This is a genomic window from Corynebacterium guaraldiae, from assembly GCF_053480195.1.
In genome coordinates, this window is the sequence record NZ_JBRBAU010000002.1 from 259,337 (window position 1) to 284,149 (window position 24,813).

Consider the following 24,813-nt stretch of genomic DNA (forward strand, 5'->3'; position numbering starts at 1 on the left):
ACCACCAAGGAGGCAACCATGACCGTATGGGTCCCCGTCAACGCCGAGATGAAGGGCTTCGTAGGAACCCTCATTAAGGAAGCCTCCGGTGCCGCAAAGAAGGGCAGCAAGGCCGCAGCTGACGAATTCGCCAAGGGCGGCAAGCAGGCCGGCCAGAGCCTCGCCGATGGCCTGGCTTCTCAGGCCGCACGCGTCGAGCAGGCCACCACTAAGCTCACCAACGCCCGCAAGGTCGAGGCCCAGGCCGCCGCCCAGGTCGAGGTCGCCGAGGCCGCGCTGCAATCGCTGCGCGACTCTGGCAGCGCGACCGCCTCGCAGCTCTCCGCAGCTGAGCAGAAGCTCACCACGGCCAAGAACCGCCAGGCGGACGCCGCGCAGACGCTCGCCCGCACTGAGCGCGACCTCGAGTCTGTCCGCAGCGGCGGTGAGGGCACCGCTCGCAGCCTGGCACGCGCCGAAGACGCACTCGCCAAGGCTCACACGGACTCGCAGACCGCAGCCGACCAGCTGTCTACCTCCATGCTCAAGCTCGAGGAGCAGAAGCAGCGCGCGGCCGACCGCTCCGACGCGGTCGCTGCGGCCGAGCTCAACCTCATCAACGTCCGCGACCGCTACGGCGCGAACACGAAGGAAACAGCGCGCGCCGAGAAGCAGCTCGAGTCCGCCAAGAAGCAAGCGGCCACCGCCAACCAGCAGGTGGCCAAGGCCGAGGGCCAGGTCAAAATCAAGCGCGCAGAGCTTGAATCCGCGACGGACACCCTCAAGGCCAAGACCAAGACCTACGAGGCCGCGCAGCGCGACGCTGCTGATGCCGCCAGCAAGACCGGCACCGAAGTCGAGCTCGCAGGCCAGAAGTTCGCCTCTGCCAACGACGACATCGAGACCTCGAGCTCAGGACTCGCCGACTTCGCGCAGAAAGCCGGATCCGCCATCAGCGTGCTCGGCGGCGCGGCCACTATCGGCGGCATCGCCTCGATCGGCATGGAGTTCTCCGGAGCGATGAACCAGGTCAACAACCAGCTGGGCCTTACCGGAACAGCCGCAGAGATGACCGGCGAGTCCATCCAGTCGGCCATGCGCACTGGCGTCGCTGGCTCCGTCGACCAGGCCGCCGAGGCCATCGGCGCGCTCGAAAGCCAGTGGAAGTATCTCGGCTCAGAAGGGGAGCAGACCGCCGCCGAGCTCTCCGATAACTTCATGGCTTTTAGCCAGACCTTCGGCGTCGACATCGCCGAGGCCACCCAGACTGCAGGCCAGCTCATCACCAACGGACTCGCCCCCGATGTTGAGTCCGCCGCCGACCTCATGACGGCGGCCATGCAGCGTGTTCCCGCGCAGATGCGTGACGAACTGCCCGAGATCATCAACGAGTACGGCACCAACTTCCGCGCACTCGGATTCTCCGGAGAAGAGGCCTTTGGTCTACTCGTCCAGCAGGCCGAAAAGGGCAAATGGGCACTCGATAAGACCGGCGACGCACTCAAGGAATTCACTATCCGAGGCAGCGACATGTCGTCCTCGTCGGTAGCCGCCTACGAGGCCATCGGCCTGTCTGCCGAAGACATGTCGAGCAAAATCGCCCAGGGCGGCCCCGCCGCCCGCGATGCCATGCAGCAAGTCGCACAGGGAATCCTCGGAATCGAGGACCCGGCGGAGCGCGCCAACACGGCCATCGCACTTTTCGGAACGCCCTTGGAAGACCTCTCTGTCGACCAGATCCCGCAGTTCCTCGAATCCCTCTCCGGAGCCGACGGGTCCATGGCCGACTTTGCTGGCTCCTCTCAGCAGCTCGCCGACAACATCTCCGGCTCCCTCCAAGGACGACTCAACACCGTCAAGGGAACCCTGCAGTCGCTCGCCTCCGATGGCTTCATGGCCGCCTGGGACACCGCGTCCGCATTCATCGGAATCATCCGCCCGCTCGCACCTATCCTCGGCCCGATGGCCGTAGCCTTTGGCGCGCTCGCTGCAGGCATGGGAGCCTATGCCGCCGCCCAGAAGCTCGCCGCAGCCGGCGGCATCGTCAAGATGCTGCGTGAGACCGCCGCCGCCCAGTTCCTCCTCAACGGAGCAATGTGGGCATCGCCGATTACCTGGATAGTCGCAGGCGTTATCGCCATCGGCGCAGCCTTGTGGGCGTTCTTCACCAAGACCGAGACCGGCCGCGAAATATGGTCGAATTTCACCGACGCCCTGGGCCGCGGCTGGGACTGGGTAGTCGACAAGCTCAAAGCCGGACTGAACTGGGCAAAGGAAACTTTCGCCCCCGTGTTCACCGGAATCAAGGACACCGCAGTCAACGCCTTCGAAGGAATCAAGGACACCGTCTCCGTCTTCCTCGACTTCTGGAAGACCGGCGACACCGGCGGCATCGCCAAGCTCCTCGGTCTCGATGAGTCCTCCTGGATCCTCCAGACCTTCACGCTTATCCGCAACGGGGCCATGGTCCTAAAGGACGGTCTCATCGCGGCCTTTCAGTGGGTCAAGGACAAGTGGGGCGAACTCTCCATCGGATTCGGCCAGTTCTACCAGACCTGGATTGCCCCGGTCTGGTCTGCCATGCAGTTCGCCGGCCAGATCCTCGGCGGAATACTCTCCGGAGCATTCAACCTCGTCAAGGGCGCATTTTCCATTCTCGGCCAGATAATCTCCACTGTCTGGACCGGAATCATCCAGCCCACGTTCTCGTTCCTGTTCACCGGCGCACAGAACCTCGCTGCGTTCCTCGCACCCATCTTCCAGGTGATCATCGCCGGAGCCTTCCAGACCATGGGAAATCTCTTCTCCACTGTCTGGACCGGAATCATCCAGCCCGTCTGGGAAATCCTGAAATCCGCCGCGGGACTCGTCGCCGACGTCCTCACCGGAAACTTCGACAACATCGGAAATCGCTTCTCCGAACTCGGTTCCGGTATCTGGGGACTGGTCACTGGAATCTTCTCCACGGCCTGGAATTTCCTTAAGGACGGAGTCTCCACCGCGATAGGCGTGGCCAAGGCCGCGTTTACCGGCTTCCGCGACATCGTCTCCAACGTCGCCGAGCAAGTGAAGGCCAAGGTCTCCGAGCTACCAGGGAAAATCAAATCGGTTTTCACCGGCGCAAAGGACTGGCTCGTCGACAAGGGCGCCGACATCATCAACGGACTCTGGTCCGGCCTGCAGTCCGCTTGGGAAAACGCCCGCAACTGGCTCTCCGACCTCCCGTCGAAAATCCGCAACTCCATCGGATCCATCTCCTTCGACATCGGCGGCATCTTCTCCCGCAACGCCCTCGGCTCCGTCTCTCACCACGCCGCCGGCAGCAACGAGAAGCACACCGCCCAAATCGCGCCGGGCGGCGCTTGGCGTATCTGGGCCGAGCCCGAGACAGGCGGCGAGGCCTACATTCCGCTCGCGCCATCGAAGCGTCGCCGCTCCGAGGCCATCCTCGGCGAGGTCTCCGACCGCTTCGGTCTTATGCTCATCGACCCGATGACCGGCCAGGCCGTCAATTCCAGCTACTCCGGAGACCTCGGACCGCAGGACGTGCGCTCCTTCGCCGACGGCGGCATCACTGGTGGCGACCTCGTCAAGTTCGTCCAGGGGCAGTCCTCACATGGTTGGAAGGCCCGCCGCCCGCTTGAGGGCGCGCCCTACGACTGGGGCGGATCGAACTGGGGAGACTGCTCCGGCGCGATGAGCGCCATCGCAGCCTTCGCCAACAACATCAACCCGTTCCCGCGCAAGTTCGCCACCGGCAACGAGGCCTCCTGGCTCTCTTCTCACAACTTCCTGCGCGGCCGTGGCGGTAATGGTGACCTCCGCATTGGCTTCCTCAACGGAGGCCCCGCGGGTGGCCACACCGCCGGCACACTGCCCAACGGCGTCAACGTCGAGATGGGCGGAGCTAGGGGAGACGGCCAGTACGGCGGAGGCGCTGCCGGTGCCTGGGACTCGTACTTCGACACCTTTTTCTACATGCCTATGAAGGAAAAGGTCTGGAACGATACGAAGGCCAGCGCGCTCGGCGACCTCACCGGAACCACCTCGACCGGGGCAACCTGGGACACGACGTCGGCATCGGCAAGCACCGCGTCCACCTACGCGATGGCCACGCCGACCGCAACGACCGCCGTGGCCACGCCGCAAACCCCGTACGAGGCAGCAGCTTCTACGTGGGCCGACTCCATGGGCAACCGCTCCGTCGCCGAAATCGGCCTCGACGCCATCTTCGGCTTCTTCGGCAAGGACGCATCCACGACTAAGAAGGTACTCTTCACTCCGATGGACGAGCTCCTCGGAGTAAGCAAGTCCCAGACCTCGACAACGTCTACCGGCAACGCCTCCACGTCGCTCGCCGCCGAGCATGCGGCAACCATCAACGACCAGGCGCTCACCACCATGACGCCCACCGAGCTCAACAAGGACCCGCAGCTGCGTTCCCTCAAGGACCCGGAGATCGTCAAGCAGCCTCATGTTCCCGACTGGGGACCTGAGTTCTTCGCCTACGAAATCGCCCGCAAGGCGCGCGACATGAAACTCGGCGAAAAAGCCGCGAAGATCGGCGTGGCCACCGCGCTCGTCGAATCCGGCAACCCGCTCAAGATGTACGCCAACCAGCAAGTCCCAGAATCGCTCAAGTACCGCCACGACGCTATCGGCAGCGACTACGACTCGGTCGGCCTCTTCCAGCAGCGAAACAACGGAGCCTGGGGCACCGTCAAGCAGCGCATGACGCCATACGACTCCGCGGGCATGTTCTTCGACAAGCTCGCTTCCTTCGACTGGCAGTCCATGGACCCCGGAGCCGCAGCGCAGAAGGTGCAAGTCTCCGCGTTCCCAGACCGCTACGCGCAGCAGATGGACGCCGCAGCCCGCCTCGTAAGCGCCGCAGGAGTCTTTGACACCGGCGGCATCCTCAAGAGCGGCGGCGTGGCCATCAACCTCGGCGGCCCGGAGCGCGTACTCGACGCGAAGATGACACCGCTCTTCGACCGCTTCATCACCTACCTGCCCGAGTTCATGAGCACCATCGACGCCGCCCGCGGCGAAGCACGCGCAGCCTGGCGTTCCAAGGACGACGGCTACGCCGCCACCGGTTCTCTCATCGGAGACAGCACCGCCCTCGCGCTGCTCAACTCCATCGAGTCCGCCGGAGCAGTATTCGACGAAGTCACTACGGCCTACGCAGGCGGAGACTTCGGCATAGGCGAAATGTCCCGCTACATCGGAGACAACGCCGCCGGCGCCATCTTCGATGCAGCCCGCACCCTCGGCTCCTACAACGCCGGACGACACGACGACTACGTCTACGACAAATTCGGCGACGTAGGAAACATGCGAGCCAACCTCAACGCCCTCGCCGCCTCCGGCCCCGCAGCCTGGCTCGGTGCCGGCACCAACCTGGCACATAGCGCCATCACCGGAGACTTCACCGGCAACCCCTGGATTGAAGAGGACTCACCTCTCACCGCCGCAGCCCTCGCTCTCCACGACGCCCCGCGCGCCACCGCCGCGTCCCTCGACAACGCCAGCCCCAACATCGACGCTTCCCTCGCCACTCTGGCGAAGAACGCGAAGGAAATCTCCGGCGGCACCGTCGTCATCAACATCGACGGCCAAGAAGCACTCCGCCAGCGCCTCGGCGCAGCAGAAGAGCAAATCGACCTTCACACCGAAGACCTCGACCAGCTCAAGAAGCCGCGCCGGGCCCGCCCGAGCACCAGCACCCGAGGAGGCATTCAGTGACAGTCGAAGCAGACTACAAGATCACCTACGCCGCCCCCGGCGAAGACGGACAAGTATGGAACATCGCCACGCCCTTCGCCCAAGAGCGCAAGGGCCAAGCGGTGCTCCTGCTCCAAGGCGGAACCGACGGCTTCGACAACACACCGGACATCACTACGCGCGCCACCGTCGACCGCTACGGCGAGACCGCCACGGGACTCAAGATTCCCGCCTTCGGCGGCACTTTAAAGACCGTCGTCGGACGCGAAGACTTCGACCTCCGCGACATCGACCGCAACTGGCGACAGTCCTGGCCACTCACACACGCTTCTGAACCGCCAACCTGGAGCGTCTGGAACCCATACCTCACCGGACGCTTCATCGTCGCCGACACCGGCGCCCACAACCGCTGGCTACCCATCTACCGCACGGCTATGACGTCGCTACCCAACAACTACCGCGGCATCTTCTCCTACCCGTGCGAAGTCACCTGGAAGTCCCTAGCCGGAACGTGGTTCGGCCCCATCCGACTCTTCGAGACCGGCGGTCAGGTCGCCATCGGCGGCCACCTCCGCGCCGCCGCCCGCTTGCGATGGGACCCCACCCAGGACGCCGCCATCACGTTCCCAGACCGGCAAACGCTCACGCTCACCTCCGCAGCCGATGCAAGCGCAGGACTGCGCTACATCAACCTCGACCGCGGCTTTGCCGGCCAAGTCACCCGAGAAGACGGCACCGTCGACTCTGCCACCTGGAGCACCTTCAAAGGCCGCGTCCTCGGCGTCGAGCTCAAGCCCGGCCGCACCTACGACTGGCAGCTCACCGGCGGCATCACCCTCGAAATCGTCCACCGCTACCTATCACCCTGGGAGTAACACATGGCATTCGATTGGCAAGCACACAAAGCACACCGCCGCGCCATCGTCGACGCCCAGGGCTACTACCTCTGCATCCTCGACCGCGACTGGACCCCAGTCCTCGACATCACCGACATCATTAGCGCCGACCTCGCCGAGGCCGCAGGAGACACCGCCAACCTCTCGCTCACGCTCCCAGGCTGGCTCCCCACCGACTCCGGCGACCAGGTCGCCAACCCCGCCACCGACTACCTCCTCGCCGGAGGAGTCACCGACTTCGACGACACCGGCGCACTCGACCAACTCTTCAACGAAGCAGTCCACATCCTCGCCGAAGCCCCCGCCGCAGACGGACAAGTCGCGCGCCGGGTCTACCGCGTTACAGGCCTCGACCCCGAGGGCGGACGCTTGTATCCCGACACCGTCGGCGTCTCCGGCGTTGACATGATCGAATACTTGAAGCACATCCCGTTGTGGCCAGACCCCTCGAATCGCTCGAAGGTCGTGCAGATACAGTTCTCCGACCGACAGAAGGGCAGCGTCGAGGTCGTTTCCCGCAAGCTCATCCTGCGCAACCTCCTCGGCTACTTCCAGCCGTCCCTCCTGGGCACCTCGCTCGGATGGACGGAGGACTGGTGGAGCACGAAGAAATGGGCAGGCGTGAACCCCGAGTATCACCCCATCATGTGCTCACCGATAGCCTCCGGCCTAGAGAGCGAGTACTGCGTCATCGAGGCGCGCTGGGATAATGCCTGGGACCTTCTGCGCCCGTCCTGGGAAGCAGGCGGCGTCATGCCCACGGTCGACCTGTGGATTCCCGCCGACCAGCAGCCGTTCCCGAAGCACACTACGCTCGCCAAGCCGACGGCCATCATCGACTTCAAGCCACGCTCGACTGTCGATGGTGCCGTGGGGCTCATCGGCCAAGCCTGGCGCTCACTGAAGCGCACCATCGGATCCGACAGTTTCTCCTCGGCTACCGAGTTCTCCGATGTTCCGATTCCTACCGCCGACGGACGCGACCCTTGGGTGGTCTACGACTTCGCAGACGCACCCAAGGTCTCCATTCGCAAGTCCACCGACCACACCTTCGTCGTCGGTGGCAAGTCCCCGAAGAGCGTCAACGAGGTCGTCGCCGCTGGCGTGAAGACCGCAGTCGCCGCACTCGTCTCCGTAATTCCAGTTATCGGCCCGCCAGCCGCAGAAGCCATCAAGGGCGGCGCTGAAATCGTCGCCAAGCTCACCGCCGACCGTTTCCTGAACATCAACCAGTTCACAGACCAACAGCGCAAGGCATGGCATGGACGCTCCGGCTACGTTGCCCTCATGAAGACCGGCGAGGCCAACACCTACGAGGCCCTACAGAAGGGCTGGCAAGCCAAGACCGAGACCGCCGGCGGACTCTCCATCGAGTTCGACGTCGAGTCCTGGGACCCGTACCTGCCACACCGCGACTTCGAAGTAGGCGACACCATCGGAATCACCGCATGGGGCCGAGTCTGGGCAGCCTACGTCTCGGAAATCACCTGGACCATCAAGCCTGGCGAAGGACTGGCCTACACGATCCGCCTCGGCTCCCTCGACGCACTTAAGGACCCCGAAGCACTCTTCGCGCAGAACCTCGAGGCTATCGAGCAGTTCGCCTCCCGCATATCCACCGCAGTCACCCAATAGGAGCACCCATGAAGCTTTATCCCTTCGAACTGCCCGAGGGCATCCATCCGCTCGCATGGACCCTCCTCGGCTTCGGCCTAGACGTCGACGACATCAACCGAATCGCCAGCCATCTCTACGAGAACCTCGGCCTCCGGCTTGACGATGCCACCGACATCACCACCACCTACTCCTGGCAGGTCTCCTGGCCACGCCCCGCCAACGAAGGACGCATGGTCGCCTCCATCGGCGAAACTGTCGACATGCCCGTCCCCGGAGGTGATACCACCGCAGTCCGCATTGTCGACGGCGCACTCCCGCCCGGTATCACCCTCGACCGAGTCACCGGACGACTCGTCGGCACCTTCACGACCGCCGGCCTCTACCAGGTCTCCATCCGCGCCCGCCCCGCGGTCAAGTACGACCCGCTCGGCGGCGACGGCTCACCCGCCTCGGCAGGGCAGTGGATTCCAGTCGATCAGCCGCGCCAGGCCGTCGATGTCGCGCCGGCACCCACCAAGGCCATCGACGAGATGACTCCGCAGGAGCTCGAGCAACTCGCCGTCGAAATCCAGCGTGCACAGCGAGCACGTCTCATCAAGGAGGCCGAAGGTGGGAATTAAGCCAGACAGAGACGCGAACCTTACAGCGCCGACTTCGACACCGAGCGACCGCTACGGCGATATGAACGCGGGACTCGAAGCCGATGGCGCGAGAGCAGGTGGGGTTCTCAAGGACATCAACGCTAAGGCAGAGTCTGCGAACGCGGGAGCCACCGAATTAGCCGGCGATCTCACAGCACTCGAATCAAGAGTTACGTCGCTGGAATCAAAGCCAGAATATTCACCACCACCTGTGGAGACAGTTTCCGGCAGTGGATGGTCTGCACGCCGGCAGGGCAGGTTAGTGGTCGTGACTATCTACGGTGCTACCGCAGGGTGGACAATGCCAGACGGATGGAGGCCTGACGCGACTACTCATGCCCCGGCTGCTGCGCGAGCTGACGGGCAAACAACCCTGGCACGCGTGGGATTCTTAGTCTCAGGGACGGTTTCAATCATGGACACTACGGCACCTGTTTATGCATCTGTCATGTATTTTGCTGCCTAATTTTAACGGACTTATTAAGGAGAAATCATGTCAATTACGATTACTGGCACGTTGACAGATGTAACGAGCCAGCCTGTTGACGCGGTTACAACTGCCACAGTAAAAGCACCGACTGCGCGCATTGGTAGCGGCAGCGGGATTATCAGCTCGAGCCCGGCGAAAGTTGAGATTGGGGACAGTGGTGAAGTCACCATCTCCGGCTTGGCAGCTGGCTTGTCGTGGCTTTACCTCGAGGGGCCGGGCTGGTCGGATTCCATTGCCCTAGCTGCGGCTGAGGGCATGACGACACTTGTTGAAGCTATCGCGAATGCTGCGGGTGTGCCTGGATTCATCGACTACTTAAAACTGATCGCCGACATTGACAAAGCGGCGAATGCGGCCGTCGACAAAATAACCAGCGAAATAACGACTAAGTTCGTAGGGTACCCCGAATATGGTTCGAAGATTTTGCGTACCGACGAGGCCGGAAAGCTCGTTCTCAGTTCCGGATCGATTACCAATGAGTACGATGTGGTCAACAAGAGATATGTTGACTCTGCTTCGTTCGTGCGCGGAAAACTGACTGCCGACCACAACCTTGATGTGATGTGGTCTGCTGCTGACGCGGGTGTATGGCAGTGCATGGAATCACCTACGGCGGAGGCTCTAGGGTTGCCGGAGCCGGGGATCGGGTCGCTCGTTGTTCTCTATGCTGCGGGGTCTGCCGCTGATTACTACTCGGCTACACAAATTTGGGTGCCGACGCGCTCTGGAAAGCTTTATACGCGCTCGCGCGTGTCTAATAAAGAATGGTCGGAGTGGGCCTCATCTTCGTCTGACGCGTTTGCCCCGGCTGGCGCTTCGTCCGGGCGGGAAAACCTGCTTGCCATGTCTCGCGGCGGAAAAATCGGCACGGGTGGCAAGGCGGTTGTCTCGCTGCGATTTGACCACAACATGGCTGCTTTTGACAAGAATATTAAGCCGCGTCTGCTTGAGCGCGGTCTGCCGGCGACTATGCCGTGCTTTTACAACATGATTGTCCCGCAACCTGGGTACACTAATGATGACTCAGCTGCGGCGGGTAAAACGTGGGATGACGTGCAGCAGAATTTCTACCGTGGTGTAGAAGTCTTTTCCCACTCATACAGTCACCAGGATGCAGCTAGCGTTGCGGCAATCACAAAAGAAGTTTCTGGCTCACGTACGGCCCTGGAAGAAGCGATGCCGGATGTGCGTGTCCACGGGTGGGCGATGCCCGGTGTGACTGGTACACAGTACCTGGGGTGGTGGCAAGCATGGGTAGACCCGGAAACACGTATGCAGCACCCTGCTGGGCAGCTACTGGGCTCTACCTACGGCACCTACAATGTGTCCGGCTACGGGCTCAATGAGCTAGGCAAGGCGCAGTCTCGCTATTTCGGTATCGAGTCCAACACCACAGCAGCAACCGCAAAGTCCCATATTGACCGGGCCATTGCTACCACCACTGGCGTAACCCTGATGTGCCACCCCAATAAAATCGGTACGGATGGCTACATGCCGCTGGCAGTCTTTGAGGAAATCCTGGATTACATCGTCGCCAAGCGTGACGCGGGCGAAATTATGGTGCTCACGATGGGCGGGCAAGCCGTGGCAGACCCCTCTACCGGGTGGCGGCACTCCCTGACCCCTAAAGTGTCTGGGTGGTCAGGCGGCCCCACCGGCACACTGAGCACCACCGCGAATCTGTCATATCTGCATGACTCAGGCGGGGGCATGCGCGAGCTAGCCGCTACTGTCACCGGTACTGGCAGTGTAAAGCTCCGAGTCCAAGCCGCAAACGGAACCGTGCCAATGGACGTTTACCGCACATTCACTATTGAGGATGGCGGGACTGCTCATCTTCCCGTTGGTATTCCTCGTCGGTCTACAACCCTGCAAATTACGGCCGAAGCCAGCGGCGTGACCATCACCGACATTGGCCTATACGCAATCTAAGACCCCGGTGCGGGGTCTTTTTTAATGCCCAGAGAGGAGAACGAATTATGACAACAATGCCGGTAAACGCAGGGTTCGTGGTCACGTCGCCGGTTGGCGCACGCTGGGGCACGACCCACTGGGGAACCGACTACGGACTTGCAGGCGGCTCCGGCAATCAACCCATCTACGCCGTCCGCGACGGCACGATTATCGCCGCCGGAACTGCCACAGGTTTCGGCCAATGGATCCGCCTCGACCACGACACCAACGTCGGCGGCGGCGAAACGATTTACGGCCACATCATCCCAGAGGTGAGCGCTGGACAGTTCGTCCGCGAAGGCCAGCGAATCGGCCACATCAACCCCGACAGCTCCACCAACGGCGGCGTCGCCCCGCACTTGCACCTCGAGTGCTACCCCTACTCCTGGGTCCCAGCCGCACAGCGCGTCCTCGGCCAGACCATCCTCGACCCCGAGGCAGTCCTCCGCGACGCCCACTGGCCAGGAAAGCACGGTGGGGACCAGGACGCGCCGGGTGTTCTCCTCGGTGTTGACATCTCCGAGCACCAGAACGGGTTAAGCCTCGCAGCTGCAAAGTCTGAAGGCATCTCGTTCGTCATCATCCGTCTGTGCGACGGAACTTACCGCGACCCCATCTTCCAGTCGCACCTGGACGACGCCGAGTCGGCGGGCCTGCTGGTGTCCACTTACTGGTATCTCCGCGCGCCGAGCGAGGGGACCAGTATCGCCCAGCAGGTCGACGTCATCGACGCGCAGATGGGCGGGCGACGCGACCTACCCGTGTGGATAGATGTCGAGTCCGTCGACCCGCGGTTCGGGCCTGGCGACCCGCGGTTCGGGCCTGGCGACCCGCGCTACTACTTGCTCACCGGAGACGATGTGTGGGCTGCCAAGCATGAGCTCGAGCGCCGCGGCTACATCGTGCCGGGTGTCTACAGCGGTGCCTGGTATTGGGAGAACATGCCCGGCGGCGAGCCCAGCATGAACGGACTCGGCTACTTGTGGGTCTCGTCCTACGGCTCCAACCGCTGGGGTTCCCCGGCCAGCCTCTACGCAGGTGATGGCGGTGGCAAACACCCCGGCTGGTCCTACCCGCTCGGAGACAAGCGCCCCGACATCCTGCAGTTCGGCTCCAACGGATCCGTCGCGTCGTTCCCGAGGGGAGTCGACGTCAACGCCTTCCGAGGCACGCGCGCCGAGCTGGCCAAAATCTTTGCTGGAAAATCAACAGAAGAGGAGGGGCTTTTCATGAGCCTGTCTAAGGAGCACCAGGAAGACCTGGCGCGCAAGATCGACACTATTCACTTCGAACTCACCGAGCGATTCCAGTCTCGGTATAAGGACGCGGACGGCGAGCTGTCTACGTTTCGTGACACCCTCGTCGGTTACGTGCTCGAACTCGACCGCAAGGTGGAGGACATTCACGCCAACATGCTGCCCGCCATTTGGGGCAAGCTCAAGGGCATCTTCACTCGGAAGGATGAGGAGCGATGACCCATCGAATCTCGAAGAGCTCCAAGGCCCGCGCCGTCGTGGCCACGCCGTGGTGGATTCGACTGGCAATCTATGTTGCAGTCGGCCTCGTCGGCCTAGTGCTCACCATCCTGGGCATCGTGGAACCGTCGCAGGTGGATTCGTGGCTCGGCCAGACCGGCGGCATCGCCGCGTTTATCGGAGGCATGCTCGCCGCAGTACACACGGGACGCGCCTCAGATGAGTCCGCCGTCGTCGAGGACACCCAGTCTGCCGATGTCCCCGCCGAGCCGGTCGAGCCTCCATTTAGCGCGTATCACTAGGCGGTCGGCATGTTTCAACCAGACCCATGCACGAAGGCGCGCGTGAAGCGCTGGCTCACCTCAGACGAGGCGGGCCTTTTTATTCTGGGTTCTGTCGGCCTCGGCCGAGCTGTGAGTCTCGCCCCGTGGGTAGTCGACATTCATCGGCGTCCAGTTCACCTGCTCGAGCAGATTTTTCCGCCGCATGTCTGGGGACTCATCTGGCTCCTGATTAGCGTCGGCTGCTTCGTGGCCATCGTGTGGCGTCGCTCGCAGCCTTTGGCAGTAGCCGCGATGACTGGAATCCACTTCTTCTGGGCAGCGTCTTACTCGTTCACCGACGGGCGTGGGTGGGTGCCGTCGATGACCTACTTTTCGATTTTCGCGCTCATCCTCTGGGCATTCGCCCGCGGGCGCCGGGAGCCGGAGCTCGTACCGAACGAACCGCCGAAATTGGAGTGATGCGCTTTGACAGGAACCATCATCGGCGGCGCAGTGGCAGCGCTCCTTACCGGAATCTTCTCCTGGCTCGCCGCTCGCGCCACGGCGAGTAGCCAGATCGATGCGAAGAAGGTGGAGACGGCCGGGCCGCAGTGGAAAGACTTCACCGACACCATCATCAAGCGGCTGAACGAGCAGCAGGGAGAGATCGATGGGCTCAAGGCGGAAGTAAGCTCACTCCGACAGCGCGTCGAGGAAACTCAGGCGAAGTACTGGCGCGCGATTATGGGTCTGCGCCGTGTATTCGACCGCCACCCGCACGTCGTCGAGGATGCGAAGTTGGCAGCAGATGTCCACGAGGACGTGTTTGGGCAGTGAAAAGCCTTGTCCCACGATTGTCCCACGAATCAATTTCAAACCCTACTTTTGACTGTTAAGAGCCTTTTGTCGTGAATCCCCGGCGGCTCCACACACGAAGAGACCCCAGATAGAACGCTTTCTAACTGGGGATTTTGGCGGAGCAGCCTTAGACCGTGACAATCTGCTGATGGGGCGCTACCCTGGTTGTTGATACATCACCAATAGGAGTGTTTAGCCAATGAAAGCATTCGGATTCTTAAGCTTCGGACACTACGCCTTCGGCGGCCAGCGTGGACCGTCCGCCGAAAAAGTCGCGAAGATCCACCTGGAAATCGCCCAGGCTGCAGATGAGATCGGCGTGAACAACGCGTCTTTCCGCGTCCACCACTTCGTACCGCAAGCCTCAGCCCCCATGCCGCTACTCGGCGCAGTCGCCGCCACCACCAAGAACATCGAGGTGGGTACCGGCGTGATCGACATGCGCTACGAAAACCCACTTTACCTCGCCGAAGAGGCCGCCTCCCTCTACCAGCTCTCCGGCGGCCGCGTGACCCTGGGTGTCTCTCGCGGCGCCCCGGAGGTTGCCGAGCGCGGTTGGGAGGCTTTCGGCTACAAGGGCGAGGCCCCCCAACGGCGCGGACGTGGCGCGCGACCACCTCGAGGCGTTCATGGCCGCGGTGGACGGCAACGGGTTTGCCACCGCCGCACCCCTAGACCGCCAGTACCCAAATATGTTTCAGCCAGGCTCCACCCTCCCCGTCTTCCCCACGGCATCTGAGCTGCGCAAGCACATCTTCTACGGCTCCGGCACTCACACTTCGGCAGAGCAGACCGCGAAGGACGGGCTGAACTTGATGTCTTCCACCTTGGTTTCCGAGACCACCGCCGCGACCTTAGGTGAGATCCAGGCGGACCAGATCAGCCGCTACCGTGCCGCGTGGAAGGAAGCGGGCCACGACTGGACCCCGCGCGTGTCCGTCTCCCGCTCCATCTTCCCCATCGTGGACGGCGCCGATATGCAGCGATTCGGCATGCAGGCCTCCGGCTCCGACCAAGTGGGCATGCTGCCCGACGTCGGTGCGTCCACCTTCGGCCGCACCTATGTCGCCGAGCCCGACAAGCTCATCGAGCAGCTCAAGGCCGACCCGGCCGTCATGTCCGCCGACACCCTGCTGATCACCATCCCGACCGGCATGGGCGTGGACGTCAACGTGAAGATTCTCGAAAGCTTCGCCACCCATATCGCCCCTGCGCTGGGCTGGCAGCCAAACACTGAGGGCCCGGTCACCGGTTACCCGATCGGTTAATCCACCCCCTTCACACAAGAAACCCGCTGGCCGTTACGACCAGCGGGTTTCTTGCTCTTCAGTGGAGCCGCCGGGAATTGAACCCGGGTCCCAGATGCTCGTCCGTGCTCATAGGGCCTGCTTTAGGATGGCCGCATGGATACCGAATCTCTCCGCATCGCTGTCGTCTTGTTTGAAGGCTTTGAGCTTCTCGACGTCTTCGGACCCGTCCAGCTGCTTCAAGCGGTGCCTGACATCACCGTGGTTTTCGCCGGGCCGACGGGCGAGCCAGTTGCAAGCTCGCAGGGCGTGGAAGTGGTGCCGACGATTTCTTATGGGCAGATTGGGCTGACCGACGCTCTCCTCGTTCCCGGCGGTAAAGGAACCCGGCAGCTCGTAGGGGACGAATCTTTTCTGTCGTGGCTTCGTGGGTTGGGCGCACAAGCACCGTGGGTTGCCTCCGTGTGCACGGGTTCTGCGGTCTTGGCGGCAGCGGGGCTTTTGGAAGGCTACGCCGCGACGAGCAACAAGCGTGCCTTTGCGTGGGCGAGCTCCTTCGGGGAGTCCGTGATTTGGAAGCCCAAGGCGCGGTGGGTGCAGGACCGTAATCGGTGGACTTCCTCAGGCGTGGCGGCGGGGATGGATATGACGGTCGCACTCATTGAGTACCTCAGCTCCGAAGCTGTTGCCATCGACGCTGCCAACTTTGCGGAATTCGAGCCGCATCGCGATTGCGAGTGGGATCCTTTCGCCCGGCTTTATGGGCTGGTGCCCTCGAGCGTTGACGACGCTGAATGCGGGGAGTGACGTCTGGGAAGCCGACGACGCTCACGGTAGATAAGGTGCTAAAAACGGTCGATTTTGGGCCACTATTTACCGTGAGTGTAGCGATGGGTGAAAAGCGCTCTTGGTGAGAGGGCGCTCGGAACTTCGTCGTCAGCAGAAGCGTTAATGTTCTAGTGACTGATCAAATCTTGCGTGGTGAACTATGGCGATAAAGATGCCTATCGACTTAAGGCCGCTTCGTGTCGAGGATGCTACCGAGATGGCTACTGTGCTTTCCAGCCGTGCCCTGTACACGTTTACGGGTGGTGAGCCGCCTTCTGCTGATGAGCTTGCGCGACGGTACGCGTTCCAAACCCGAGGCGGCTCGAGCGACGGTACCGAAGAATGGATCAATCTCATCGTCACCCTCGGTTCGAGTAAGCAACCGATAGGTTACGTCCAGGCGACTGTGCCCCGCAGCGGTGATGCGACGGAGATCGCATGGGTGATTGGGAAACAGTGGCAGGGGCATGGATACGCCAAGGAAGCCGTGAAACTGCTTAGCGCTTATCTTGCGGAGCGAGGCATTACGCATCTCATCGCTCATATCCATCCCGAGCACTTAGCCTCACAGCATGTCGCTGCCTATGCAGGGATGAGCCCCACGGCACAGGTCGTTGACGGCGAAGTCCGTTGGGAGCGCAGATAGTCTCCAACAAAATCGTGAAAAGCGAGCATCATTGCCAACTCAGGGCTAATGGACACCTCTCAGTGTTGTTCACGGTAGATAAGGGGCTAAAAACGGCGTCGATTTTGGGGCGCTATTTGCAGTGAGCGTAATGAGAATCCCGTGAGGGGTGTAGGGGCGCGGGGCGAAAGCGGAGGACGGCTGGCCGGGAAAATGTGACGAAGAAGGAAAATATTTGTTACCCAAGTTACATTCCCGTGGTAGCCTTTCCCCAACAGTGTGACGTGGAGCACTGGGACTGACCCCTACGACAGGAGTACCCATGAACAGCCCATCCAATACGGCGCCGAAAGGCGGCGCCGGCACCACGGAGAAGTCGAAAGCAAATCCCGCCAAGGCCGAGCAAAAATCGAGCCAGCAATCCAGCGGGGGAATGCTGGATAAATTCCTCAACGGTGTCGAGTACATCGGCAACAAGCTGCCGGAGCCCTTCACCATCTTCTTAATCCTCTTCCTAATTACCGGTGTCCTCTCCACCATCATGGCCAAGATGGGCGTGGAGATTAAGATTCCCGGATCGGATGAGATTCAGCCGGTGAAGGGTCTCTTCACCGGTGAAGGACTGACGTGGTTCACCACGACAATGGGTGAGAACTACATCAACTTCCCGCCGCTGGTGACGGTACTTCCCATCATGCTGGCGGTAGGTGTGGCGGAGCGCTCCGGCATGCTCTCGGCGCTCATCCGTAAGCTCTTCGGTTCTGCGAAGCCGTGGCTGCTGCCCTATGCAGTCGGCGTCATCGGCGTGACCGCTTCGGTCATGGCGGATGCCGCCTTTGTCATCGTCCCGCCGCTGGCGGCGATGGTCTTCAAGGCCGCGGGCCGCCACCCAGTGGCTGGCCTGATTGGTGGCTTCGCCGCCGTGGGCGCTGGCTATTCCACATCCTTGGTGCCGACTTCCTTGGATGCGCTCTTTGCCGGTATTACCACCGCGGTCATGGATACCCTGCCGAATACTGACTTTGCGCCGGTAAACGCCATGTCGAATTACTACTTCAACGTGGCCTCCTCCATCGTGCTGGGTGTGCTGGCTGGTTTCATCATCGACAAGGTCATCGAGCCGCGCATGTGGCAGCAGGAAGTTCCCACTGAGGAAGATATTGATCCCGAGGACGCCGCTGAGCGTGGTGACCGCGATGAAAACGGCGAGGAGCTCACCGCTGAACTGCGCCCGGCCGAATCCAAGGGCCTCATCTGGTCCGGTGTGGCCACGGTCATCCTCACCGCCATCATCCTCTTCGCAGTCCTTCTGCCGGAATCGCCGTGGCGCAATGAAGAGGGCAGCTTCTTGCCCAAGTCCCCGCTGCTGAATTCCATCGTCTTCATCGTTTTCGCCTACTTCTTGGTGCTTGGCGTGGTCTACGGCAAGGTTGTGGGCACGGTCAAGGGGATCACCGACGTCGTGAACATGATGATCGGTGCTCTCAAAGACATGATGAGCTTCCTTATTCTGGCCTTCATCCTGGGTCAGTTCGTGGCGCTCTTTGCGTGGACCGGTATCGGTACCTTTACTGCCGTGAAGGGTGCGGCCTTCCTCGAATCCATCGGGCTTACCGGCTTCCCAGCCATTTTCGCCTTCATCGCGCTCGCGTCCTGCCTGAACCTGCTGATCATTTCCGGTTCCTCCATGTGGACGCTCATGGCAGCGGTCTTCGTTCCGATGTTTGCCCTGCTGGGCTATGAGCCGGCCTTCATTCAGGGTGCGTTCCGTGTTGGTGATTCCGCGACCCAGATCATCACCCCGCTGAACCCGTACATGATCGTCATGCTTGGCTTCCTCCAGCGCTATGAGCGCGGGGCGGGCCTGGGAACACTGATGTCGCGCCTCGTGCCCTTCGTTATCCCGTTCTTTACCGCTTGGGCAATTCTGCTGGCCATCTGGTTCTATGTGGACCTTCCGCTGGGACCGGGCAACAACGTCATGATTGGTTAAATGCATGGATCAACGCAACAACCCATCGACAGCGTATTTGGAAGCGATGGAGGAGGGCGTCGCCAAGCGCGTGGCGTCCGCCGCCCCACCGGAAAAGCACGGAGAAGACTACCCGGGCCAATCGTGGCTCTGGGACGCTGCTGCCGCACAGGCAGATGCCCTGCGGGAGCAGGCAGCGCACATCGTTGCGGATCTGCACGCCCACCCCGAAACCGCTTTTGAGGAGCATCGCTCCATGGCGGTACTCGCGGACCTCGTGGAGGAGCATGGTTTTTCCACGCGCCGCGGGGTCTATGGTGTGGAGACCGCGTTCGAAGCCTCGTGGCAGAGCCCGGATTTCGATCCCGAGCAGGATCCCACCGTGGCCATCCTTGCGGAGTATGATGCCCTGCCGCATATTGGGCACGCGTGCGGGCACAATGTCATCGCCGCGGCAGGTGTTACTGGTTTTCTCGCTGCAGTAGCCGCGCTTGACTCCGCTCCTTCCTTATCCGGCCGCATACTTCTCCAGGGAACCCCAGCTGAGGAAGGCCATTCCGGCAAGGAGTACATGATTCGCGGAGGCAGCCTCGACGGTGTGGATGCCGCAGTGATGATCCATGGCTTTGGTTATGACATCGGCGCGCACGCCTGGGTAGGCCGCCGCATTTTGCGTGTGACATTTCGTGGTGTGGCTGCACATGCGAGCTCCCAGCCGTTTATGGGGCGCAACGCCCTCGACGCTGCGAGCTTGGCCTACCAGGGCATAGGTCTGATGCGGCAGCAGATGCCGCCTTCGGATCGCGTGCACGCCATCATGGGCGGTGGTGATCGCCCTTCCATTATTCCGAGCGAGGCGGAGATGACTATTTACGTGCGCTCGTTGGGAACGCGCACGCTCATGGATCTGTCCGCCAGGGTGGAAGACATCGTCCAGGGTGCAGCGCTCATGGCCGGCGTTGAGGTGGATGTGGATTGGGACGAGCATCCGATGACGCTGCCCGTGCGCAACAATGCGGCGCTGGTGGACCGCTGGACGGCGACGCAAGCGCGCCGGGGGCGCACTGCGCTGCCGGCGGGGACGGTTCCGGATACGGTGGCTGCCTCGACGGACTTCGGCAACGTCTCCCACCTAGTTCCGGGTTTGCACCCGATGGTGCAGGTTTCGCCTGCCGACGTCGCCCTGCATACCGAGGACTTCGCCCGCTGGGCGGCCACGCCGCAGGCGGTGGATGCGGCTGTCGATTCCGCTGCAGGGTTGGCGCAAGTAGCGCTAGATATCTTGGCGGACTCGGACTTTCGCCGCGCGGCGCAGGAAGACTTTGATAGGGAAGGGCCCGTATCGGTGGCCGATCTCATCGCGGAGAAGGGGTAGCGGGCCACGTTCTTGTAATGGCACGTCACGGGGCGTCGCCCAGCGTATGCGTACCCCCGTGATGAATTAAGAAACAATTGTGTGCTTGAAAGGTAAGCCTTACATAGGTTAGGTTATGCGCTGACATTATTTGCCAGCTGTGGTTAGCCACACCTAATATGCAAGGAAGCTATGTTTACTCTTTCTCGCCGTGCCGCAGGCGCGACCGTCACCAAAGTTGCCGCCACCCTCTCCGTGGCTGCGCTCGCTCTAACGGGTTGCTCCGCAAACCAATCCCAGGATTCTGCTGAGCCGACCAACTCCGCAGCCGCGGACTCCTCCACGATTACGCTGGAGGATAACTTTGGTTCGAAGGAGGTCGCGCTGCCGGTAGAGAACCCCGCGGTGACGGATAACCGCGCTTTCTCCGTTCTGGCTCAGTGGGATATCGACCTTGCCGCCGCGCCGCTTCCGCTGGTGCCGAAGTCCCTGCGTGATACCTACAACAAGGACACCGTCGAGGTTGATCTGGGCTCCCATAAGGAACCGGATCTGGAAAGCCTCGTCGCAGCGGAGCCGGACGTGGTGTGGAACGGCCAGCGTTTCGAGCAGCACCAGGAGGACATCGAGAAGCTGCTCGAAGATGTTCCAGTTGTTGACTTCGAGCCGCGCGATGACAAGGACTTCTTCGAAGAGCTCAAGCGCCACACCGAGGCGCTGGGCCAGGTCTTTGGCCACGAGGAAGACGCCGAAAAGCTCATCGCGGACTTCGACGCTGCCGCCGAGCGTGCCAAGAAGGCCTATGACCCTGAGCAGAAGGTGATGGCCGTGAATACCTCCGGTGGTGAAATCGGCTACATCGCTCCTGGCATCGGGCGCGTGTATGGGCCGGTCTTCGACTTGCTCGGCCTGACCCCGGCCCTAGAAGTCGACAATGCTTCTGACGACCACGAGGGTGACGATATCTCCGTCGAGGCGATTGCTCAGTCCAACCCGGATTGGATCCTCGTTATGGACCGCGACGCTGCCATTTCCAAGGAAGGCGAGCAGGTCACCCCGGGTGAGAAGCTGGTCAAGGACAATGCGGCGCTGAAGAGCGTGAGCGCGGTAAAGGACGGCAACGTTTACGTGGCGCCGAATGACACCTACATTGATGAGTCCATCATTACCTACACCGAGATCTTGAACGCGCTTGCCGACGCCTTCGAGAAGGCCCAAGCCTAAACAGTTCTGCGTTAGCGAAGGAGAAGATTCACAACGTGACGGTGAAGAGTAGCGCTGCGTCCCAGCGGCCAGCCGCGAACAAGCGCAGTTCGCGCGGTTCTGTGCTGACCTGGAAGCTGGGCCTTGGCGTACTTGGCGTCGTCGCGCTACTCCTCCTTTCCCTCATGGTGGGCGAGTACAGCATCCTCGATAATGAGGACGGCTGGGAGATGTTCTTCACCACCCGCATACCGCGTACCGTGGCGCTCGTTTTGGCGGGCGCTGCGATGGCAATGAGCGGTTTGGTTATGCAGCTGCTGACTCAAAACCGCTTCGTGGAACCCACGACGACGGGAACTACCGAGTGGGCCGGATTGGGCCTGCTCTTTTCCCTAATCCTCTTCCCGCATGCATCGGTACTGGTGAAGATGATCATTTCGGTGCTCTTCGCTTTCGTGGGCACCATGGTGTTCTTCGCGTTCCTGCGCCGCGTGGCGTTGCGCTCCTCACTCATCGTGCCGATCATCGGCATTATGCTGGGCGCTGTCGTTAGTGCGGTGTCGTCCTACGTAGCGCTAGCGACGGATACCTTGCAGCAGCTCGGCATCTGGTTCATGGGATCCTTTACCTCTGTCTATGAAGGACAGTACGAAGTCCTGTGGATCGTGCTCCTGGTTTTGCTGGCGGTGTATTTCTACGCGGATAAACTCACCGTCGCCGGGCTAGGGGAGGACATCGCCACCAATATCGGCCTGAATTACCAGCGGATGATCCTGCTGGGAACTGGCCTCATCGCGGTGGCGACGGGCGTGGTCACCGTCGTCGTTGGCGCCCTGCCTTTCTTGGGCCTCATCGTGCCCAACGTGGTGAGCATGGTGCGCGGCGATGACCTGCGTTCTAATCTTCCATGGGTCTGCCTGCTCGGCATCGCCACGGTGACCTTGTGCGACCTGATTGGCCGCATCATCATTGCCCCGTTTGAGATGCCCGTATCGGTCATCCTGGGCGTTGTGGGTGCTATCGTTTTCGTCGTCTTGATCGTGAGGTCGACCAAGTGAGTGTGAGTATCTCTATCCCCGCGACGAAGGAAGCTGTGCAAGTTTCTCGAGCCCGGCGAAACGTGGGCAGCTTCCAGTCTGCGGCTGCGGCGCGAAAGTACTGGATCATCCTCGGCGCTTTGATCTTCGCCGGGCTGCTCTTCGCCTTCGGCCTCTTGGCCTATGACAACCCCATGGACTTTGGGACTCGGAAGTGGTGGCTCATTGCGCGTCGCCGCGCTGATGCGGTGACCGCCATGGCGGTTGTCGCCGTGTGCCAAGCAGTCGCCACGGTCGCTTTCCACACGGTGACAAACAACCGAATCCTCACGCCCTCCATCATGGGCTTTGAATCCTTGTACGTGGCCATCAATACGGCTACGGTCTTCTTCCTCGGTGCTGCCGGCCTGACCCAGGCGCGGACCATGGGAACCTTTCTCATGCAGCTCGCGCTCATGGTGGCGCTGTCTGTGGTGCTGTATTCTTGGCTGCTGACTAGCCGCCGCAACAACATGCATGCGATGTTGCTCGTGGGCATCATTATCGGCGGCGGCCTCGGCTCGTTGGCAACGTTTATGCAGCGCATGCTCACCCCCAGCGAGTTCGATGTGCTCACCGCGCGGCTTTTTGGCTCCGTTAACAACGCGGAAAGTGAGTACTATCCCATCGCGATTCCGCTGGTCATTGCGGTGACACTGTTGATGTTCCTCAACTCCCGTCAGCTCAACGTGTTGGCATTAGGAAGAGATGCCGCCACAAACCTGGGCGTTAACCACAAGGTCAACGCCATCTACACGCTGATTTTGGTCTCTATCCTCATGGCCACGAGCACCGCGCTCGTTGGGCCCATGACCTTCCTCGGATTCCTCGTAGCAACGTTGGCCTACCAGGCGGCGGAGACCTATGACCACCGTTTCCTCTTCCCGATGGCTATTGCCACCGCCTTCGCTGTACTCACCGGCGCCTACTTCCTGATGGAGCACGTCTTTTACGCACAGGGCGTGGTCTCCATCATCATTGAGTTGGTGGGCGGTAGCGTCTTCCTTCTGGTCATTCTGCGAAAGGGCAAGCTGTGATCAAGCTTTCCAATGTCTCGAAGTCCTACTCCGGTGAGACCAACATCGGTCCCATCGATCTGGAGATCCCCTCCGGTGGCATCACGGCCCTCATCGGTCCGAATGGCGCGGGCAAATCTACGATGCTGACGATGATTGGCCGGCTTCTCGACGTCGACGAGGGCACCATCGAGGTCGCCGGCTACGACGTCGCTTCCACGAAATCGCAGGATCTGGCAAAGATCCTCTCCATCCTGCGCCAAGAAAACCACTTCATTACCAAGCTGACCGTGCGCCAGCTGGTGAGCTTCGGCCGGTTCCCTTACTCAAAGGGGCGACTGACTGCAGAAGACGAAGAGGTAGTCTCGCGCTACATTGACTTCTTCCGCCTTGGCGAATTGGAGAACCGCTACCTCGATGAACTCTCCGGCGGCCAGCGACAGCGCGCCTACGTGGCGATGGTGCTGTGCCAGGAGACGGACTACGTGCTTCTCGACGAACCCCTCAACAACCTCGACATTTCCCATTCGGTCGAGATGATGAAGCACCTGCGAAAGGCCGCCAAGGAATTCGGCCGCACGATCATTATCGTGTTGCACGACATCAACTTCGCTGCCCGCTACGCCGACTATATCTGTGCGGCCAAGGACGGTAGCATCGTTGCCTTCGGTGGGCCGGAGGACATCATGCGCGATGACATCCTGACTCCAATCTTTGAAACTCCCATCACGGTCATCGACGGACCGGATGGGCTCTTGGCCTGTTACCACTAGCTATTAACATTCAGGTGGACTGCCCGACAGTCAGAAAACCGCCCCAGGAAGAGCGTCAAAATGTGCATCTTCCTGGGGATTTGTTGTTTGTTGGGGGTGTGCGTATATTTATGCGAGTCGCCGCGAGGTAGCCGGGAGGTTAACTGGTGGTAGATGTGCGGGCAATGTTTGTTCGGCGGGTTTGACTTTGGTTGAGCTTGTTGGGTATGGTTGTTCGGGCCGCTGCAGAGAGGTTAACGTTTGGTTAATTTTGTTTGTGGTGTGCGAACGATGTTTGAGAACTCAATAGTGTGCCAATGTACTTTTGTGTTGGTTGATTTTATTCATTGTGGCCGTGATGCATTGTATGTGTGTTGTGGTTGGTGTATGCCGGATGGCGCTTTTCCTTTAGCGGCGTCATTGTAAATAACATAAGTTGTTTGGGCGTAAATGATTTAAAATCTTCTGACTTTGCCAGCCTCCTTTTTGCCCCGTCGGGTTGGGGGTTGGTTTCGAGATTTTTTCTTTATGTAATTTTTGGATAGCCAGTTCAGGTGGCACTGCTTTTTGTGGTGTTGTTTGTTGTGGTTTGTCTTTTTGTCTAGGTTTGGGCTTTTCACGGCCTTTTTGTGGAGAGTTTGATCCTGGCTCAGGACGAACGCTGGCGGCGTGCTTAACACATGCAAGTCGAACGGAAAGGCCTCTTGCTTGCAAGGGGTACTCGAGTGGCGAACGGGTGAGTAACACGTGGGTGATCTGCCTTGCACTCTGGGATAAGCTTGGGAAACTGGGTCTAATACCGGATATGAACTGCCTTTAGTGTGGTGGTTGGAAAGTTTTT

General features: G+C 61.0%; 17 protein-coding genes, 1 rRNA gene and 1 pseudogene. All 19 read left to right on the forward strand.

Features of this window, described 5'->3' with window-relative positions:
- Positions 1–18: 18 nt before the first annotated feature.
- Positions 19–5,727: a phage tail tape measure protein gene (locus ACUY3D_RS02870; protein WP_448240319.1), complete on the forward strand. Its 5,709-nt coding sequence runs from the start codon at positions 19–21 to the stop codon at positions 5,725–5,727.
- Positions 5,724–6,581, forward strand: a complete 858-nt coding sequence (locus ACUY3D_RS02875) for a hypothetical protein (protein ID WP_448240320.1) — start codon at positions 5,724–5,726, stop codon at positions 6,579–6,581. The genes ACUY3D_RS02870 and ACUY3D_RS02875 overlap by 4 nt, the downstream gene beginning before the upstream one ends.
- A 3-nt stretch (positions 6,582–6,584) precedes the next feature.
- Entirely contained in the window at positions 6,585–8,237 is a 1,653-nt protein-coding gene (locus ACUY3D_RS02880; RefSeq protein ID WP_448240321.1) for a Gp37-like protein, read from the forward strand.
- 8 nt (positions 8,238–8,245) lie between these two features.
- Entirely contained in the window at positions 8,246–8,839 is a 594-nt protein-coding gene (locus ACUY3D_RS02885; RefSeq protein WP_448240322.1) for an Ig domain-containing protein, read from the forward strand.
- Between the two features lie 514 nt (positions 8,840–9,353).
- Positions 9,354–11,282: a polysaccharide deacetylase family protein gene (locus tag ACUY3D_RS02890; RefSeq protein ID WP_448240323.1), complete on the forward strand. Its 1,929-nt coding sequence runs from the start codon at positions 9,354–9,356 to the stop codon at positions 11,280–11,282.
- A gap of 47 nt (positions 11,283–11,329) precedes the next feature.
- Positions 11,330–12,778 (forward strand): GH25 family lysozyme, encoded by a 1,449-nt coding sequence (locus ACUY3D_RS02895; RefSeq protein ID WP_448240324.1) that lies wholly within the window; start codon positions 11,330–11,332, stop codon positions 12,776–12,778.
- Positions 12,775–13,080, forward strand: coding sequence for a hypothetical protein (locus tag ACUY3D_RS02900; RefSeq protein ID WP_448240325.1), 306 nt, complete (start codon positions 12,775–12,777; stop codon positions 13,078–13,080). Before ACUY3D_RS02895 ends, ACUY3D_RS02900 begins: the two co-directional genes overlap by 4 nt.
- Before the next feature lie 42 nt (positions 13,081–13,122).
- Positions 13,123–13,521 (forward strand): hypothetical protein, encoded by a 399-nt coding sequence (locus ACUY3D_RS02905; RefSeq protein WP_448240326.1) that lies wholly within the window; start codon positions 13,123–13,125, stop codon positions 13,519–13,521.
- Positions 13,522–13,527: 6 nt separating this feature from the next.
- Complete coding sequence (locus ACUY3D_RS02910; protein ID WP_448240327.1) at positions 13,528–13,878, forward strand: hypothetical protein; 351 nt, start codon at positions 13,528–13,530, stop codon at positions 13,876–13,878.
- Positions 13,879–14,098: 220 nt separating this feature from the next.
- Positions 14,099–15,167, forward strand: a pseudogene (locus ACUY3D_RS02915) (LLM class flavin-dependent oxidoreductase).
- 135 nt (positions 15,168–15,302) lie between these two features.
- Positions 15,303–15,953, forward strand: coding sequence for a DJ-1/PfpI family protein (locus tag ACUY3D_RS02920; protein WP_284848418.1), 651 nt, complete (start codon positions 15,303–15,305; stop codon positions 15,951–15,953).
- A gap of 193 nt (positions 15,954–16,146) precedes the next feature.
- Positions 16,147–16,620, forward strand: coding sequence for a GNAT family N-acetyltransferase (locus ACUY3D_RS02925; RefSeq protein ID WP_255365831.1), 474 nt, complete (start codon positions 16,147–16,149; stop codon positions 16,618–16,620).
- A gap of 301 nt (positions 16,621–16,921) precedes the next feature.
- On the forward strand, positions 16,922–18,592 hold the full coding sequence (locus ACUY3D_RS02930; RefSeq protein WP_448240328.1) for an AbgT family transporter: 1,671 nt from the start codon (positions 16,922–16,924) through the stop codon (positions 18,590–18,592).
- 4 nt (positions 18,593–18,596) lie between these two features.
- Complete coding sequence (locus ACUY3D_RS02935) at positions 18,597–19,946, forward strand: M20 family metallopeptidase (RefSeq protein WP_448240329.1); 1,350 nt, start codon at positions 18,597–18,599, stop codon at positions 19,944–19,946.
- Between the two features lie 171 nt (positions 19,947–20,117).
- Positions 20,118–21,149 carry a siderophore ABC transporter substrate-binding protein gene (locus ACUY3D_RS02940; protein ID WP_070524657.1) on the forward strand — a complete coding sequence of 344 codons (1,032 nt, stop codon included), beginning with the start codon at positions 20,118–20,120 and terminating at the stop codon, positions 21,147–21,149.
- Between the two features lie 35 nt (positions 21,150–21,184).
- On the forward strand, positions 21,185–22,186 hold the full coding sequence (locus tag ACUY3D_RS02945) for an ABC transporter permease (RefSeq protein WP_070596539.1): 1,002 nt from the start codon (positions 21,185–21,187) through the stop codon (positions 22,184–22,186).
- Positions 22,187–22,221: 35 nt separating this feature from the next.
- Positions 22,222–23,241 (forward strand): iron chelate uptake ABC transporter family permease subunit, encoded by a 1,020-nt coding sequence (locus tag ACUY3D_RS02950; RefSeq protein WP_070562803.1) that lies wholly within the window; start codon positions 22,222–22,224, stop codon positions 23,239–23,241.
- Positions 23,238–23,993 carry an iron ABC transporter ATP-binding protein gene (locus tag ACUY3D_RS02955; RefSeq protein ID WP_070524652.1) on the forward strand — a complete coding sequence of 252 codons (756 nt, stop codon included), beginning with the start codon at positions 23,238–23,240 and terminating at the stop codon, positions 23,991–23,993. Before ACUY3D_RS02950 ends, ACUY3D_RS02955 begins: the two co-directional genes overlap by 4 nt.
- A 605-nt stretch (positions 23,994–24,598) precedes the next feature.
- Positions 24,599–24,813, forward strand: a 16S ribosomal RNA gene (locus ACUY3D_RS02960); the annotation flags it as partial.